The organism is Paraburkholderia sp. 31.1 (assembly GCF_014397645.1).
Lineage (GTDB): Bacteria > Pseudomonadota > Gammaproteobacteria > Burkholderiales > Burkholderiaceae > Paraburkholderia > Paraburkholderia tuberum.
This window is the reverse complement of record NZ_VZQN01000030.1, coordinates 1-14,140: the sequence shown is the minus strand read 5'-3', so window position 1 is coordinate 14,140 and position 14,140 is coordinate 1. Positions and strand designations below refer to the sequence as shown.

Annotated in this window: 13 protein-coding genes and 2 pseudogenes; 9 read left to right on the top strand and 6 right to left on the bottom strand. The window is 61.0% G+C overall.

Features of this window, described 5'->3' with window-relative positions; translation table 11 throughout:
- From F6X37_RS22670 to F6X37_RS22655, 4 genes are read left to right on the top strand one after another with little or no spacing between them, the layout of a single operon-like run.
- Complete coding sequence (locus F6X37_RS22670; protein WP_187612834.1) at window positions 1-1,143, top strand: hypothetical protein; 1,143 nt, start codon at window positions 1-3, stop codon at window positions 1,141-1,143.
- Window positions 1,136-1,822, top strand: coding sequence for a phage tail protein (locus tag F6X37_RS22665; protein WP_187612833.1), 687 nt, complete (start codon window positions 1,136-1,138; stop codon window positions 1,820-1,822). The genes F6X37_RS22670 and F6X37_RS22665 overlap by 8 nt, the downstream gene beginning before the upstream one ends.
- A gap of 12 nt (window positions 1,823-1,834) precedes the next feature.
- Window positions 1,835-2,851, top strand: coding sequence for a hypothetical protein (locus F6X37_RS22660; protein WP_187612832.1), 1,017 nt, complete (start codon window positions 1,835-1,837; stop codon window positions 2,849-2,851).
- Window positions 2,851-5,037 (top strand): ATP-binding protein, encoded by a 2,187-nt coding sequence (locus F6X37_RS22655; protein ID WP_187612831.1) that lies wholly within the window; start codon window positions 2,851-2,853, stop codon window positions 5,035-5,037. Before F6X37_RS22660 ends, F6X37_RS22655 begins: the two co-directional genes overlap by 1 nt.
- A gap of 35 nt (window positions 5,038-5,072) precedes the next feature.
- On the opposite strand, the gene F6X37_RS22650 is transcribed toward F6X37_RS22655, so the two are convergent.
- Complete coding sequence (locus F6X37_RS22650; protein ID WP_187612830.1) at window positions 5,073-5,753, bottom strand: glycoside hydrolase family 19 protein; 681 nt, start codon at window positions 5,751-5,753, stop codon at window positions 5,073-5,075.
- A gap of 304 nt (window positions 5,754-6,057) precedes the next feature.
- On the opposite strand from F6X37_RS22650, the gene F6X37_RS22645 reads away from it, so the two are divergent.
- The 4 genes and pseudogenes from F6X37_RS22645 to F6X37_RS22630 all read left to right on the top strand — a co-directional run.
- Window positions 6,058-6,948, top strand: a complete 891-nt coding sequence (locus F6X37_RS22645; RefSeq protein WP_187612829.1) for a DUF4157 domain-containing protein — start codon at window positions 6,058-6,060, stop codon at window positions 6,946-6,948.
- A gap of 109 nt (window positions 6,949-7,057) precedes the next feature.
- Window positions 7,058-8,419, top strand: a complete 1,362-nt coding sequence (locus tag F6X37_RS22640) for a hypothetical protein (RefSeq protein ID WP_187612828.1) — start codon at window positions 7,058-7,060, stop codon at window positions 8,417-8,419.
- Window positions 8,420-8,743: 324 nt separating this feature from the next.
- Window positions 8,744-9,124 carry a hypothetical protein gene (locus F6X37_RS22635; protein WP_187612827.1) on the top strand — a complete coding sequence of 127 codons (381 nt, stop codon included), beginning with the start codon at window positions 8,744-8,746 and terminating at the stop codon, window positions 9,122-9,124.
- A gap of 428 nt (window positions 9,125-9,552) precedes the next feature.
- Window positions 9,553-9,705: pseudogene (locus F6X37_RS22630) on the top strand (IS110 family transposase); the annotation flags it as partial.
- Between the two features lie 528 nt (window positions 9,706-10,233).
- Here the strand turns inward: F6X37_RS22630 and F6X37_RS22625 are convergent.
- From F6X37_RS22625 to F6X37_RS22610, 5 genes and pseudogenes are all read right to left on the bottom strand, one after another.
- On the bottom strand, window positions 10,234-10,488 hold the full coding sequence (locus F6X37_RS22625) for a hypothetical protein (protein ID WP_187612826.1): 255 nt from the start codon (window positions 10,486-10,488) through the stop codon (window positions 10,234-10,236).
- 70 nt (window positions 10,489-10,558) lie between these two features.
- A complete protein-coding gene (locus F6X37_RS22620; RefSeq protein WP_187612825.1) occupies window positions 10,559-10,810 on the bottom strand; it encodes a hypothetical protein in 252 nt (83 codons plus the stop codon).
- A gap of 179 nt (window positions 10,811-10,989) precedes the next feature.
- Window positions 10,990-11,124 (bottom strand): annotated as a pseudogene (locus F6X37_RS22615) (transposase domain-containing protein); the annotation flags it as partial.
- 81 nt (window positions 11,125-11,205) lie between these two features.
- Window positions 11,206-11,457 carry a hypothetical protein gene (locus F6X37_RS37020; RefSeq protein WP_262419990.1) on the bottom strand — a complete coding sequence of 84 codons (252 nt, stop codon included), beginning with the start codon at window positions 11,455-11,457 and terminating at the stop codon, window positions 11,206-11,208.
- Window positions 11,458-11,547: 90 nt separating this feature from the next.
- Window positions 11,548-12,318 carry a hypothetical protein gene (locus tag F6X37_RS22610; RefSeq protein WP_187612824.1) on the bottom strand — a complete coding sequence of 257 codons (771 nt, stop codon included), beginning with the start codon at window positions 12,316-12,318 and terminating at the stop codon, window positions 11,548-11,550.
- Window positions 12,319-13,275: 957 nt separating this feature from the next.
- On the opposite strand from F6X37_RS22610, the gene F6X37_RS22605 reads away from it, so the two are divergent.
- Window positions 13,276-14,028 (top strand): hypothetical protein, encoded by a 753-nt coding sequence (locus F6X37_RS22605; protein WP_187612823.1) that lies wholly within the window; start codon window positions 13,276-13,278, stop codon window positions 14,026-14,028.
- Window positions 14,029-14,140: the final 112 nt, after the last annotated feature.

The following is a 14,140-nucleotide window of genomic DNA, read 5'->3' as shown; positions in this document are numbered from 1 at the left end:
ATGTCCACGCCCGCAGTCGATACCGGTTTCAGCGCGCCGAAAACGCCTATTGTCGTCGAGCGCGATTACGACACGCTCGTGCATGAAGGCATGGCGTTGGTGCCGGTGCATGCGCCCGAATGGACCGACCACAATCCGTCCGATCCGGGCGTCACGCTGATCGAGTTGCTCGCTTATTTCACAGATGCGCTGTTGTATCGCATCGGCCGCGTCACGCCCGCCGCGAAGCTGCAATTCCTGCGGCTGCTGAAGGGCGCGCCGCATCACGATATCGTGCCGCTCGTCACGCAGCCCGACGGTGTGGTCGATCTCGCCGCCGAACTTTCGCGCGCCATCGGCGACACGGTGAGCGCGCTCTCGCAGATGGAATGCGCGATCACACCCGCAGACTTCGAGCGCTTCGCCCGCGCGGCGGCGGCGCTTGAGTTGCCGGGTCGTGCGATCGGCGCGCGCTGCATCGCGAACGTCAATCTGGGCGGTGAGCGGGTGCATGGAACCGACGCCAGCAGGCAGGCACGCGGACATGTGAGCGTCGTGCTGGCGCTGCCCGCCGATGTGCCCGACGACGTCGCCATGCACGTGCGCGAAAAAGTGAGCCGCGATCTCGCGTCGCGGTCCCTGTTGACGACGCGACTTTCGGTCGTTGCGCCAGCCGTGCTGCATGTGTCGATCGCCTTCGCGGTGGCGCCGTTGCCAGGCGTATCGCTCGACGAGGCGCATGTGAGCATCGACGACGTACTCGCGGGCCGCTTTGGCAACGCGAAGGCGGTGAGCCTCGGCGGCACGCTCCAGCTCGCGTCGATCGCGAGAACAATCGATGCCGCGCCCGGGATCGACTATGTCGAGGACGTCACCGTGCTCGATGCGACGAGCGACCCTCAACTGCAGGCGCGCGGCGTCGGCGTGCAGATAGGCGCAGTGGCGACGATCGGCGTCGACACGGTGCTCGGTGGCCCCGCGCATCTGTCCGATGACGCGTTCGCGCGCTTCGTACGCGATAGCGGCGGCATGCTCGCTTCGGTGCTGCTCAAGCCTTGGGAGCAACTGCGGCTGACGGTGTCGCGCGCACACGTGACGCTCATCGATGCCGGCGTGAACGATCGCGCGCGTCGGATGCGTCATCGGGGAGGCGGCCATGAATGACACCGCTGGGCGCTTGCTGGCCGCGCTCCCCGCGATCTATCGCGGCACCGGCGGCAACCAGTTGCGCGCGCTGCTCACCGCGTTCGAGCGCATGCTGCTCGCGAGTGGCAACGCGAACGAGCCTGCCATCGCCGACGAGATCGACGCGATTCCGAGTCTTTTCGCGCCGCTCGGCGTGAAGCCGAGCGCATGCCGGCAAACCATCAATGGGCCCGCCAGCATCCAGAATGAAGCGTGCCCGCCCGCGCCCGATCGCTTCTTGCCGTGGCTCGCGCAGTGGGTCGCGTTCACGCCGTATCGATATTTCTCTGCAAATGAGCTGCGGCACATCGTGGCCGGCATTGTGCCGCTCTACGGCAGACGCGGCACGCGCGATTACATGGAAAAGCTGCTTGCTCTGTGCTTCGGCGAGATCGGCGAATCGTCGATCGATGAGAACCCGGTGCGTGGGTTCGTCATCGGGCGTTCGCATCTCGGCGTGGATACGGAGCTCGCGGTGAGTGAACCGTACCGGTTTCGCGTCGAGTTCCGCCTTCACGAGCGCGCTTCTGCCGGGGCACATGGCGGGCCGCGTGATCTGGAAGAGCGGGTGCGCGCGGTGGTCGAATTCGCACGACCCGCGCATACGGAATACGAGTTGGTGCTGACCCGCGATCGGCGGGAACCGATCGAAGGCTGAGAGGTACATCAAATGCACAAGAAACAGTTCATCCACAAGAAACCGGCGTACTACCGGGGGCAACTACTGAACGAGGAAGACTTTCGCGACGAGCAGCGCTACCACGCGAACGCGCGCTATCGCCACAACCTCAATCTGCACGGCTGGGGCATAGTGCATGGGCTGGAAGTGAGGCATGCGGGCGGCAATGAGATCGTTGTGTCACCGGGCTTCGCCGTGGACGGACTCGGGCATGAAATCGACCTGAGGCACGAGGAGAAGCTTCAGTTGCCGTCGAATGAAGCGAACGCGGTTCTCGTCGTGAGCCTTCACTATGAGGAAGACGACGTTTCTTCAGCCAGTAATGACGACGGCGAACGCAACACGCGCAAGTGTTATGGCGTGGTGACGGTAGAGCCAGGCGCGGTGGAGGCGGCGGTGATCCTCGCGACCATCGAGCTCGACGACAAGAGCCATGTGAGCGCGCACGCGATCAAGCCAACCAATCGTCGGCACATGAAGACGCTGCTCGCACCGGGCTCCGTCACCGCCGAGTCCCTCGATACGCATCTGAAGCGCGGCTGGCTGCGGATGCCGTTTCGCCCGACACCTCTGCCGGCCGACCAGGAAGCTGCACCGCCGCCATTTCGCGTCGGTCCGACCGAGGCGAGGGCGCATCGCGAGATCGATGAGAAGCCCAACAACAAAGGCGCGGCCGGCACCATGGCGATTTCGCTCGCGCCGGGCGTCACGCGCGTGCTGCGCTTGCGCGTTGCCGGCGAAATCAACGATGCGCGCCTGTCGGTCGAACTGTTTCTCGGCGGGTGGGATGCGAATGCGCGCAAGCACGTTGCGAAGAGTCTCCTCAAAGAGGAGATCAAGAGCGGCCCTTATGACGAGACCTGGCACGTCAAGGAGGGCGACTTGCACCTGGAAACGTCGACGTTGTCGATCGAGATTCGCAGCGAAGCGTATGTGAGAGTCTCGCTCGTGGCAATCGAAGTGACATGTGATCCGTCGCTGTTGCATGTAGCGGCTGGCGGGGGGTGATGGCTGTGTCTTGCTACGAGTCTTCGCTAGAGCATTTGCTTGCGCGACTTGAGCAGATCGACCTCAAGATCCGCTCGCAAGTGGCGCGTTTTCGGTCCGTGCAACGGGAAGACGAGCAATTCCGCGGCCTCTACGTTTCGGAACAGCAGGTTGACGCGCTGCTTGCCGCGCCGCTCGCAATGCCCGCGTGGCTGCTGGATCCGTCGCCCAATGCTGAGCATCACACAGCCATCGCGCGCGGTATCGCCGAGCACGAAAGCGCGACGATCGAAGCGGGCACCGAACTGCGCCTCGCCAGGCTTGCGACGATGTTCTCGCTCGCTCCGCTCGATATCGATATCTTGCTGGTCTGCCTCGCGGCGGAGCTCGACACGCGATACGAAAAGCTCTATGCGTATCTGCAGGACGACGTGACCCGCACGCGTCCGAGCATCGATCTGGTACTTGCGCTTCTCATTCCTGACCCATTGCAGCGGATCGTCGCGCGCGAACATTTCCTCGCCGATGCGCCGTTGCGCTGCTCACGGATCATCGAAGTGTTCGAAGATGCGTCACGGCCGTCGCCGCCGTTCATCGGCAAGCTGCTGCGTATCGATGAGCGCATCGTGTCGTATTTGCTGGGGTCGAATGCACCGGATGCGCGCATCGCGCCTTATCTGCGAAGCGAAGCGCCACGACACGGGCTGGACGAACTCGTGCTTCCGGCATCGACACTACACGGCCTCAAGGCGCTAGCGCATCAGAAGACCCATGACGTGGCCATTGCTGTGCATCTGCAAGGCCCGGCGGGCGCGGGCAAGCTCACGGTCGCTCGCGCGGTTTGCCGCGAACGCGGCGCGCCGTTCCTGTGCGTCGATGCGAGCCTGCTGCTCGCCGATGCGGACGTCAACCTCAACACGCAATTCGCGCTGATCGCCCGTGAAGCGCGCCTCGCGGATGCGGTGCTCTACATCGACGCCTTCGATGCGCTGCTCGCGCATGAACAGCACGCCGCCTTGCGCGCGTGCCTCGCAGCGGTCGAAGCAGTCGCATTGTCGTTCCTCGCTGGCGAAGCCTCGTGGTTGCCGGGCAGTGCATTGCACCGCGCGCGCTTCTTCGCTGTCGTGCTAGCGCGGCCGGACATTCCGGAGCGCGAGCATCTGTGGCGCAAGACTGCGCACGCGCACGGCGCCGCACCCGAGACGCTTGATCTCGAGGGCGTCGCCACCAAATTCCGCTTCACGCCAGGACAGATCGACGATTCATGGCGCTCGGCGATGAGTCTCGCGACATGGCGCGCGAAAGACGCGAAGGGTACAGACCACGGGAGCGGCAGCATCACTTCGCAGGATCTCTACGACGCGTGCCGACTCAATTCGAACCGCGCGCTCGCGGCGCTTGCGCAAAAAATCACGCCGCGCTTCACCTGGAAGGACATCGTGCTGCCCGCTGACCGCATCGTGCAGTTGCGCGAAATCTGCAATCACGTCAAGTACCACAATCGCGTGTTCAACGAATGGGGCTTCGAGCAGAAGCTCGCATCGAGCAAGGGGCTGACGTTCCTGTTCGCGGGGCCGTCGGGAACGGGCAAGACGATGGCGGCTGGCATCATTGCGAATGAGCTGGGGCTCGATCTGTACAAGATCGACCTGTCGCTCGTCATCAGCAAATTCATCGGCGAGACGGAGAAAAATCTCGCGCGCATCTTCGACGAAGCCGAGACCGCCAACGCGATCCTTTTCTTCGACGAAGCAGATTCGCTGTTCGGCAAGCGCAGCGACGTGAAGGATTCGCATGACCGTTACGCGAACATCGAAGTCGGCTACCTTCTGCAGCGGATCGAAGAATACCAGGGCGTCGCGATTCTCGCGAGCAATTTCCGACGCAACATGGACGAGGCGTTCGTGCGCCGCCTGCAATTCACCGTGGACTTTCCGCTGCCGACCGAGAGCGATCGGCAGCGCATGTGGATGGCGATATTGCCGGAGCACACGCCGCGCGATCGGGACCTCGATCTCGCGCTGATTGCGCGCCGCTACAACCTCAGCGGCGGCAACATCCGCAACGTCGCGCTGGCCGCCGCGTTTCTCGCCGCGGACGATGGCGACATGATCCGCATGAGTCATCTGATTTCCGCGACGCAGCGCGAGTATCAGAAGATGGGTAAGCTCGTTGGCGACGGTGCGTTCACTCATGCGTTGACATAGGCATGGTTATGAAGCCCGCCGCCGCCTCCTGGGAGTCACACGACGGCCATGCCGCTCTGCTCGGTGCCGGGCATCGCGTTGAGTGCGTTGCTCGCGAGCTGGAACGCTTCCTGACGGCCGGTCTCGCCCGCATGCGCCGGATTGATTTGCGCTGTGATGGCGGAGAAGTTGTTCGCGTCGGCAAGTTCGTTGCAGCCGTGCGATTGCCAGTACCACGCGGACACCAGCGCGGCGGTGGCGGCGTCATTGCGCACCAGGTCCGGATCGGCGACGAGATCAACGCCGATCGCCTCACCCGCCCGCGCGAAGTTCTCCTTGAACGTCAACTGGATGAGCCCCGAGCCGCGATAGTTCCAGCCGTCGTCCGAAGCGGCGGGGTCGTTGCCATAGCGCCCGCCGTACACGAGGTCGGCGATCTGCTGCTGGCGCTCGGGCGGCACGTGCGTCTCGCCCGCCTGACGTCCGAGGCTCGCGCATTGCCCGGGCGTGAGGGAGCGGAAAGTTGCCTGCAGGCCTTCGACCGAGTAATTGAAATTTTCCGACACGGGCAGCGGCGGAAACCGGCCGCTTTCGTACGCGACTTGCGCGAGAAAGGCAGCCTGGCGTGCGGGAGTGTTGATCTGGAAACGCTCCATCGCGGCTTGCACCGCGTCGAGCCAGAGGTCAGTGCCAACTTCGGAGCTGCCCGTCGCAGCCATGAATGTGATTTTGTCCATGAGGGACTCCATATCGCTGAAGATGAGATCGAATTTCACCGCACGAGCAGCGCCCGTGCTAGTAAACGCGACAGGACAGGTTAGAGTGAAGAGGCTGTTCTATGAGGACCCTGAAGAGCGAGATAAAGCGAGGCGCTGGCGTAATTCGCGGATGGATGGCATTACTGATAATTGCGCGCGCGAGGCAGTTCTTGTATAGAGTTTTAGCAGGTATTTTCCGGCGCGAAAGCGAGCGCAGCGTCGAATGTGATATTTGACACGATCGCTTGATGAATGATGAAAAAGTATTGGATAGGAGTGAAAAATGATGGACCGAGAATCGATTAACAAGAGGCTTTCCGCACTCATCGCGCGGCGCAATGAAACACGCGCGATGAGTGGCGGCAACTCGTTGTCACCGAGTGCGTCCATCGCGCGCGTTGCGGTCGACGCCCTGTCCTGCCGCGTCACCAATGCGTCGTGCGCGGAAGCGCATGCGGGTGCGATCAGCCGCTCGATGAAGATCGACACGGCATCCGCGCAGCGCTCGCTGCTCAAACTGCAAATGCGCTACGGCAATCAGTTTGTCGGGCGCGTGATCGACCGTGCATCGAGCGGCGATAACCAGTCAGGCGACATGGGTGCGATCGAGCGTTCGATCGATTCCTCGCGCGGCGGCGGCAGCGGTATGGATCATTCGACGCGTACTCGCATGGAAACGGCTTTCGGCGTGGACTTCTCGGGCGTGCGCATCCATCACGATGCGAATTCGAACGAGTTGAGCCAGTCGCTCTCGGCGCGTGCGTTCGCGACCGGGCGCGACGTCTACTTCCGGCAAGGCGAATATAACCCGGGCACGTCGGGGGGGCGCGAGCTGCTCGCGCACGAGCTCACGCATGTCGTGCAGCAGACCGGCGGCATCCAGCGCAAGCTGACCGTCAGCCAGCCGAGCGATCCGCATGAGGTGGAAGCGGATCAAATGGCGAATGCGGTGATGAAGCAGGATCAGTCGGGCGAGTTGGACAGTCAGATCGCCGTGCGCGCGGAGGAAGAAATAGGCAGGGACCGGCATCCGACGATGAAAGTCGGTCACGGCACTTTGATGTGCCAACTTGAGGCGCCGGGACCGGAGGACGAGGAAGAAAAGAAGAAGCTTCACGCGAAGCTCGACTCACAGTCGCTTGGGCGCAAGCCAGACGACGAGCTGGCCGGGTGACCGGCGCACCCGCATCCGGGCACCACCGCCGATTTCGCCTGCGCGCGATCCGAAGCAAGCAGCAGTTCAGCGTCAACAGCGTTGCATTCGCCGTATCAGGAGCCGTGCCATGTCCACCGCAACATTCTCATTGCCGACCTCATCGACTTCGCTCAAACCGAGCCCGCTCGCCGAACGCCACCTCACGGGCCGGAGCCGCGCGGTCATGCTGAGCGTGGGTCTCATCGGCATCAACGTTGGCGGCGCGGCGTTCATGCATTACGTCGTGAATGCCACAGGGGCGTCGCTTAGGCTCGTCGTCTCACTCGGGGCGCTGACGACCATGATGGCCGGCACGCCGTTCATCGTCTTTCTGAGCCTGGTCTGGTTCACGCGCTATCGGGAGTTCCAGAACAGCCTGAAAGGCAGTGCGCTTTCGGCGTATCTGCAACGCTTCTGGTCGCAGCGTCTCATCTATTCGCTCGAGTGCGGCGGCGCGTTGCAAGCGTCTCCGCCCGCACCGTGGCCGGCAGCGGCGCAATGGCAGCGCATGGCCGACGAGCGCCTCGACATCTGCGAACGTCTTTTCGCTTGCATCTATCACGAGCAATATGGGTTGATGCCGTTCGTGCCCGCCGTCTTCATCCTGCACGTTGTCGTCTATGCCGCGGCGGGGCTCGTCGGCACGAGCTTTTTCGATGTGCGACCGTGTGCCGCGAGCGAAACCGCCGGCTGCATCTACGGCATCAGCCAGCGCGTGCTGATGGCGTCGTTCGCGGGTTCGTTCATGTTCGTCGTGAGCGATTCCGTGCTCTCCATCCGCCGCAAGTCGCTCAACGTCGCCGACGTCTACTGGTACGCGCTGCGCATTTTTCTCGCGGTTCCGCTCGCGCTGGTCGTCAACAACGTTACGCATCCCGACGTCGCGCGCGCCGCGATGGCCTTCGCGCTGGGGACCCTTCCAGTCGACGCGTTGCTCAAGCTGATACGCCGCTTCGGCTTTCCCCAGATCACAGAAACGGAGAAGAAGGACAACGCGCCCGACAAGCTGCTCACACTCGAAGGCGTGACCTTGCCGATCGTAGCGACCTTCGAGGCCGAAGGCCTGAATTCGGTCGAGCAGGTGGCCGCAGTTGATCCCGTGTTGCTCTCGATTCGCACGGGAATGCCGTTCCGCTACATGCTGCGCCTCGGCTCGCAGGCGATCGTGCGGCGCCATTTTGGCGAGGCGGCATTGAAGCTGATTCCCATCGGACTCGCGGATGTCGTGCCGGTCTATCTGCTGGTGAAGGCGCTGGATTCGACGGCATCGAACGATCTGCCGTGTGTCGCGCGTCCAGACATCGTGCTGAAGGATGCCGCGCAGCGGCTCTTTCCGGATGTCGCCGACGAACAGCGCATGGCCGTGATCGACATGAAGTTCCGGCAGATTGCCGCGGAGGAATATACGCTGATGCTCGTCCGCATCACGCCACTGGATCCATCGCTTTGATTCCACCTATCGTCGTATGTGCGGCGCGATGCGCACCTACGATTCGTTGCGTGAAAAAAGTATTCGATAACGTCGCACTTCTAAATGACATTTCATGCGTGACAAGCCAAATAGTGAATCAGGAGACAGGATCGCGTCCGTGCTGTTAAAAGCGTCGATTCGGCAATCGTTAACGTAACGACGATCAGGTGTTTTTCTATCGTCTCAACCATCGCAATCGTAATAATAAAATCGTTTCGATGGGTAAGTACTTTTGCAGTTTAATCCAGTCAATCTGCCGTGCGCAGCGTGACTCATTGCAACATAGGAAAATTGGAGGTAGAAATGAGTGCATTTTCTGATCGTTGGGCCCAGTGCATGCAAGGCAGTGGGTACCCTGTTCCAACCGTCCAGGATGCAAACGAGGCACTTGATTTTTTGGACAAACTTCACAATGCCTTGGAAAATTCTGGCGGTGCGGAAGTGACCATCGGTGCGTTATTGGCTGCGGGTGCAGTCACAGGGGTCGACGAAGCGGTTCTGGCAACACTCGGTCAGGTGGCGGCGGTCGCGGTTGGAGTTTACATCAGCGCGTGCATTGCCTGCATGGGTTCGGTCGCATTCGACGATCTAAAGGGACTTTTCGCTAGCAATGTGGTTCCGGATTTCGTGATAGCTCAACTAAACAGCCAAGGCGTCGATCTCGGAGGTACGGTCAACGCTTAAGTGGCTGTGTTCAGAAAGCGTCGATCATGCGCTGAAGCACTCGCCAGAAATTAGCGGCAATCAGGTTTAAAGAGTGCTTCGCCAATGCCAATACGACGTTCGTTGGCGCGTGCGAACCGCCACATTGCGCGAGTCGCCGATCGGACGGCCTCTGCGCAACCTCGTTTCAAGGATCAGTCATGGCCGGCACCGATTCGCACGCCAGATGCGAGACCACGATGTTCGCGAATACGGTGCGCATCAGCTGTTTTTTTCGCGGTGCGGTTGAGCCGGTGAAACGAAGTCCTGAGTTAAAGCAGAATCTTCAAGTCGACACGCTGAGAACGATTGCAATCGGAAGGCGTGCATATGGATGCGATGTCCGATTCATCTTCTAACGTCTGTGGTGTTCGTACGATTCAGTCTCGGGACGGGTCCGATGGGCCGATGCCGTCCGGATAGAGACCGAAGCGCAACGGGCTGTTCTGGCGCTGCACCGGATGCGGCAGCAACTGGTGAAATTTCGCGCAATGCAGATCAACAGCCCGCGCAACCGGCTGACCGAATGCGGCGAGGTCATGGGAACGGTTCGGGCCGCGTTGGACCGGACCCACACCCACGATCGTATCGCGGTCCGCGTGAACCCCAGCTCGCGCAAAGGTCGCAGGACGTGAAAGGACGCACGCAGTCGCTTTTCCTGCAGCAGTTGATCGAGAGCGGCATCGCTGCGATTTAGGCAATCTGGCTGCGGCGGGATGTGCTTTCGCAGGTCGGGAGAGGCTTGATGCCGCCACGACAGAGGTGAGTTCGTGCCGGCAGCTGGACCATTATTTCGGCAGAGCCGCTGCGAGCCGTTCATTCGCCCACAATTACGGCAAATCAATCGAATCGAGCAATGTGTCTATGCTTGACCGGAGCGTCGCTTGTGTCACGATGGCGCCCGCCGCAGCGCTTCCAGCGCCCAGTAGGAGCGCCGTACATCCCTCGAAGGCGTCCACACCGAGCCCATCGTAGCTGATCACCTGCTGCGCATTGGCGGAATTGGTCACTAGCAGCATCCCGCGCCACTTGCGCGACCACGCATTGTAGATGCCATCGGCCGTGATTTGTCGCGCCGGTTTTTGGGGGGCTCAGGCCGGGCACATGCCGATCGCCCAGCCGAACGCGGGCTCGTAGCTGTTCGCCTGAGCCTGTTGGTTCAGCAGCGCGACGATCTGGCCCATGGTCGTCGCGGCGTCTTCGGGAGAGGGCGCGGCGAGCTGGAGCGTCTTGTACGATGCACCCTTGTAGGTCAGGCAGACATCCCAGACGGGCAAGTCGGAGAGATTCCCCGACTGGGCCTGCGCGACAGCACTGTCAATATCGATTCCTTCAAGCGGTTCCATGAGCGACTCCTGTTGCTATTGAGCGGTTTTCCTGCCGGTAGTGAATTTAGAGACCAACAAACGACTCGCTTCAGTTCATTCGGACTTCCGAGCCGTCTGTGATGTTGGACTGAACCTGGCTGTAGCCGTCCGAGCGCAGATAGGTCACGTTGCCGTAGATGCCGTCGTCGCTATAGATCTGCAGGGCGCCGGTGGAGGCGTCTGGATCGAGGTAGCCGTTGTAGACGGGCGCCGGCGAGGCGGGGTCGCGCGCGGTATCGAAGATCTGATATTGGGCGCTTGATCCGTGTCCGTTCACGAATGACGCTGAAATGTAGGCCATGGTTGAGTGCTCCTTCAGTGACAGTAGACCGGCGAGGCGCGCCGGAATGGGACAGCGCTCGACGCGTCCGCAGTCCAGTGCGTATCGCGTCGAGGCCTTCACAAATCGAAGCAGGCCGGGTGAAATTGAACGTTCAGGCCAGGCGGGCGCAAGATCAGGATTTCGACTCCGATGCAAGTAAGCGGCCGCCAGTTATGTGGCAGCAATGCCGCGAGGCCGCTCGCGCTATGAGTGGGCAAGCGCGTCAGGATGTCTTTCGGATATGCGCGAGGTTCGTGACCGTTGAGTCGCGCAGAGCGGATGAGGTTCATCACCCTCAGGTCGACTTGGTGCGCCTGACTTTTCCGGTGCGTGACGGTGCGAAACCAGTCGACCCGAAGGACTTTCGTGCTCACTCACGCTGGGCGACGCTCTACATTGAACTGCGGCCTGTCCGGTAGCGCGGGGAAAACTCTCCAGCAGCCGTCGTCATGTCGAAAGAAGAAGAGCGCATGCGAGTTTATCGGATGACAGGATTCGACACACACATAGCGCCTTCTGTCCGAACACGTCCGGCTGAAGACGATGACGTGCACGCTTCGCGTCGTCGTCGGCGCGAGCCATTTGTCTACCTGATAACGCAGGGACTGCTCTTCAACGATTTTCATCTGAAGCCTCGATTGCGGTATTGTGGGCCGCGAGCGGCCTGTTACGCGCTCCCCAATGTCTTGCGCTTCCAGTTGCGGCGACGTTGCGAGTCACTCGTGCGCATCGAGAGCAAGCAGATTCAGGACGATCAGAATGACAGGCCGGTTCTCGGCGATGATCTCGATGCCTAACGTATCTCTCATCCAGCTGCCGATTTTCGTATTGGCGAAGTCCTCCGGATTCGCCGACTTCTTCATGGTGACGCCGAGCTTTCGCGCGTGATAGTGATAGGACGGCAGGCGATGCTGATCCGCGATGCCCTTGAGTCCCCCTTTGATGCCGCAATACGCCCCCAGGGTGCCCACAAGAATGATTCGGTCTGCTTCATCTAGTGAGCGCACGAATGAACACGCGGCCTGCCGCGTTCGCGATTCATTGAGACCGTACTCCGCGAGAACTGATTCGACAGGATCGGCGAGCGGTAGCGCATGGGTATCGAGTTCGGCGGAAACGCCATCGATCTCGATCGAGATGTTGCGCCGGTGCCTGGCACTGCGTAGGCAGTCAATCAGGTAGCGCCGGAAATAACTGCAAATCACGTAGGCGTTGAAGGGCGCGTTTAGAGTAGGCTCGTGCGGCGCGTCGTGATCGGCATCCAGTCTCAGCACGCGCGAAAAGATGAACTGGGCGACGAGTTCGTCTTTGTCTTCGGAAAGCGCCCGCAATTCGGACGGATGATATCCACGCAATGCACGCCGTATGAGGGTATAGATGCAGCCCATCTCCATGCCGGAAAGACTGGTGCGCCTACGCCAGAGATCGGTTAGTGTCGCGGCGTCATCATCGGTTGCGGCGCCGTCCGGGTAGCTCAACGCGGCCATGACGTTCTCCGGAAAATATCAGCGAAGTAGCATGTCGCCAATTGCGCTCGTGCCACGTCGCTCGCGTTGACACCGTGTGAAACGACCAGGGCGATACAGCGTCGCGACCTCGCGATCGAAGAACAGGTGATTGTGCGATTCGTGACAGACGAAGCGCATCGCCAGCAGCTGTTATGGTTGTCACGATCGGCAAGATCACGTTGACGGGTGCAATGCCTGTCGGCGAACAACCGGGCGATATGGAACTCTGTAAGGAAGGTCATGACGTTGCCTGTTTGAGTCGATCCATTTGTGTTTAGCCTGCCCATCGATTGCGGACCCATGGCAGGCCATCGTCCCGACATGGATGCACCAAAGATTCAGCGCACCGTTCGAGACGCTTACAGAGTAGAAGTCCGGAAAACGCGCGCCAATCGGCCAAACGAACTACATCCGACGTCGCAGAGGGCTGACCATGGTGGAGAAGAGGGGGCGCGAATCGCGTTGAACGCGAATTAGCCGAGGGCATTACGCCGGCCGGATGAGGCCGCTCATGCGTGACCGCGGAACGGCGCACCTTGAAGTGCGCGGGCAAAATCACGTCGTCCGTCCGGGACTAGTTCGAACGTCGTAGACCAAACCGCTATGCGGGCGGCTGGACAGTCTTGAGCGGTGCACGTTCGATGGCGCGCATAAGCGAGCCCGTGCCCGTGTGGCTGAGCATCGCATCCGTGACGAATCCTTTGCGCCTGCCGTGCTTCCCGGCGTGCATGAACGACACTCCGGGGACGAGCGCTGATGCACCGATCCGGTAACACATACGACAGAACTAAAAACGACAGGCCTCTGTTTCGATTTTATGGCTGTACGCTCCGTGGGTACGCCCCTTTCTCACGAACCCGTGAAGACGCTGTGGTTCGCGAAATAGCAACGGTCAAATGGGTTTGAGGCAATTGAATCCTGGCAGTGGAGGTTCCTATGAGTTCTGCGTCTTCGGTGGAAGGAAAGAACGGCGGCGCGCCAGACGACGAGACGCCGGGCTCGAGTTTGAAGAATGACATCGCCTGCTGCGAGATGTGCATCTCGCTCGCAGCGCGCACTGGCGTGCGAATTCCTGAATTCATGCTCCGTCCCGTCAAGACCGCGCGTGCAGAACTGGAAGCCGCCAAGGTTAGGTCGAGAACAGAATTTGCGTTCGATAACGCGACGGCGCCTATCGTGGCGCATTCGCCTTGCCCGAACGCGAAAGTCGCGGATGATCTGAGGCATCGTGCGGATGTCGTGTCGCACGCGGGACTTACCGGAAAGCCGATCTCAAGGCCCGATATCGAGGCGCCGTCCGTCGCACGCCAGGCGCATAAAGATTTCACGTGGTCTGCCACGGTCGAGGTACCGTTCTACGATGCGATGAGTCGGATTTCGCATGCGGTCGCGCCAGGCGTTTTCGAGACTGTAGGCGCGGAAGCGCGCAGAGGCGCGCGCCGTGCAACCAGAAACTACTCGATCTCTGTGGTGGCGCTCACGCTGTTCGTACTTAGTGCTTGCGCGAGCACGCCGCTGGGACCGACCGTTCAAGTCATGCCTGGTTCCACCATACCGTTCCGGGTGTTCCAGCAGAACCAGGAGGAATGCAAACAGTACGCGCAATCCCAGGTCGCCGGCCAAGCGGAATCAGCGAATGGGGCTGCAGTGGGCTCTGTGCTCCTCGGGGTTGCGTTAGGGAAACGCTGATTAATGGAACTCGGCGGTCATCGCTCACGTAGCCGAAGACGTTATAGAAGGCAGCTCACAGAACGGACTCACGAGGATGAAGAGGCAGATCGGCTTCGCGGAAGCGGAAATT

Coding starts and splice junctions, on each gene's coding strand:
- F6X37_RS22650 (WP_187612830.1), bottom strand. CDS start 5,753: ATGGACAAAATCACATTCATGGCTGCGACGGGCAGCTCCGAAGTTGGC.
- F6X37_RS22635 (WP_187612827.1), top strand. CDS start 8,744: ATGAGTGCATTTTCTGATCGTTGGGCCCAGTGCATGCAAGGCAGTGGG.
- F6X37_RS22640 (WP_187612828.1), top strand. CDS start 7,058: ATGTCCACCGCAACATTCTCATTGCCGACCTCATCGACTTCGCTCAAA.
- F6X37_RS22625 (WP_187612826.1), bottom strand. CDS start 10,488: ATGGAACCGCTTGAAGGAATCGATATTGACAGTGCTGTCGCGCAGGCC.
- F6X37_RS22605 (WP_187612823.1), top strand. CDS start 13,276: ATGAGTTCTGCGTCTTCGGTGGAAGGAAAGAACGGCGGCGCGCCAGAC.
- F6X37_RS22665 (WP_187612833.1), top strand. CDS start 1,136: ATGAATGACACCGCTGGGCGCTTGCTGGCCGCGCTCCCCGCGATCTAT.
- F6X37_RS22620 (WP_187612825.1), bottom strand. CDS start 10,810: ATGGCCTACATTTCAGCGTCATTCGTGAACGGACACGGATCAAGCGCC.
- F6X37_RS22655 (WP_187612831.1), top strand. CDS start 2,851: ATGGCTGTGTCTTGCTACGAGTCTTCGCTAGAGCATTTGCTTGCGCGA.
- F6X37_RS37020 (WP_262419990.1), bottom strand. CDS start 11,457: ATGAAAATCGTTGAAGAGCAGTCCCTGCGTTATCAGGTAGACAAATGG.
- F6X37_RS22645 (WP_187612829.1), top strand. CDS start 6,058: ATGATGGACCGAGAATCGATTAACAAGAGGCTTTCCGCACTCATCGCG.
- F6X37_RS22610 (WP_187612824.1), bottom strand. CDS start 12,318: ATGGCCGCGTTGAGCTACCCGGACGGCGCCGCAACCGATGATGACGCC.
- F6X37_RS22670 (WP_187612834.1), top strand. CDS start 1: ATGTCCACGCCCGCAGTCGATACCGGTTTCAGCGCGCCGAAAACGCCT.
- F6X37_RS22660 (WP_187612832.1), top strand. CDS start 1,835: ATGCACAAGAAACAGTTCATCCACAAGAAACCGGCGTACTACCGGGGG.